1 pseudogene is annotated in these 1,139 nt (G+C 44.1%); it reads left to right on the top strand.

Going from position 1 to position 1,139, the window contains the following annotated elements:
* A pseudogene (locus tag ACFINX_RS10130) lies at positions 1-1,139 on the top strand (hypothetical protein); the annotation flags it as partial.

The following is a 1,139-nucleotide window of genomic DNA, read 5'->3' as shown; positions in this document are numbered from 1 at the left end:
GCGTTTGCCGGTGTAGGAACGTCTTTCACGGATTTACATAAAGAGATTACCAATGAAATTACCACTGCTCAGGCTGATGCCTTGTTGTGGGATAAGTCCAAAGGTGCGTTTGTAGCGACGCATGGTGAAGAGAATACAAGCAGCAAGATAACATCGCTTGCCAATGGATCTATAACTAAAGACTCAAGTGATGCTGTAGCGGGTAACCAGCTGTATGCACTAGGGAGCGGTGTTGCGAAGTCTTTAGGTGGTAAAGCTAAGTATGAGAATGGGACTTGGAGTGCGCCTACATTCGCGGTTAAAAAGTTTTCATCTGATGGCAGTGTTACTGCCTCGAGTTATAACGATGTCGCGTCTGCCTTTGCTGGTGTTGGTGATTCATTCGAGAATGTTAAAGATAAAATCGATAATGTTAAGGATGAAATTACCGAAGAGATTGAAAAGGGCATTACCACTGCTCAAGCTGACGCCTTGTTGTGGGATAAGTCTAAAGGTGCGTTTGTAGCGACGCATGGTGAAGAGAATGCAAGCAGCAAGATAACATCGCTTGCCAATGGATCTATAACTAAAGACTCAAGTGATGCTGTAGCGGGTAACCAGCTATATGCACTAGGGAGCGGTGTTGCGCAGTCCTTAGGTGGTAAAGCTAAGTATGAGAATGGCACATGGTCAGCTCCGACTTACGAGATCTCTCATGTTTCTGCAGATGGTGATGTGGTAAAGACGAGCTTCAATGATGTTGGTAGCGCCTTTGCGGGTCTTGATACGAGTGTCAAGAATGTGAACACACATCTGTCTAATGAGGTCAAAAAGTTTGAGGATAAACTAAGTAATATTACTCAAGCGGTTAATGGTGATGCTTTATTATGGAGCGACACTGCACATTCCTTTGTAGCGACGCATGGGGACAGTAAAGAGAACAACAAGATTACGTCTCTTAAAAATGGAGATATTAGTGGAACTTCAACGGATGCCGTAGCGGGTAACCAGCTTTATGCTCTAGGTGATAAAGTTGCACAATCTTTAGGTGGAGGAGCTAAGTATGAGGATGGTAAATGGAGCAAACCTAAGTTCACGGTTAAAACAGTAAAATCTGATGGAACTGAGAGTGAGGAGAGCTATACAGATGTGGCTTCAGC

This window comes from Bartonella sp. AP36NXGY, assembly GCF_042195865.1.
GTDB lineage: Bacteria > Pseudomonadota > Alphaproteobacteria > Rhizobiales > Rhizobiaceae > Bartonella.
Note: the sequence above shows the minus strand (reverse complement) of the source record. Positions and strands in the feature narration are given on the sequence as shown.